Origin of the sequence: Idiomarina sp. Sol25, from assembly GCF_033052775.1 — a bacterium.
In the GTDB taxonomy this organism is placed as follows: domain Bacteria; phylum Pseudomonadota; class Gammaproteobacteria; order Enterobacterales; family Alteromonadaceae; genus Idiomarina.
The window spans coordinates 1-300 of sequence record NZ_JAUPEW010000082.1 but is presented as its reverse complement, the minus strand read 5'-3'; the positions used below and the strand labels follow the sequence as shown (position 1 = coordinate 300).

Genomic DNA, 300 nt, shown 5'->3' with positions numbered 1-300 from the left:
CCCGGCAGAGACCGAGGAGGCCACGGACATCGGCTTTTCGATCTACTGCGAAGGCCCTGACACAGTTGAGGAAGCTCTGGACACCATCCGTCAGACGTCTCCCGCCAATGCCGTGCAGGCGGGCCCCTTGGCATACTATGGCGCACTATTCGACTGGCTGGATCGCCGGAGAAATTCAATTGATCCCGGGTCGATCCGCGACATCCTTCGAAACCATATCGTGAAGCATTCGGCTGTGGAGCCCGGCACCACGGTTCTGGGTGTGGAGATCACCGAACGGCGCTATCACACCCTCTACAG

At 59.7% G+C, this 300-nt stretch carries 1 protein-coding gene; it reads left to right on the top strand.

Translation table 11 applies throughout. From position 1 onward, the window contains the following. Positions 1 to 300 (top strand): hypothetical protein (locus tag Q5L94_RS13565; RefSeq protein ID WP_317498888.1); only part of this gene is annotated, 300 nt, incomplete at both ends.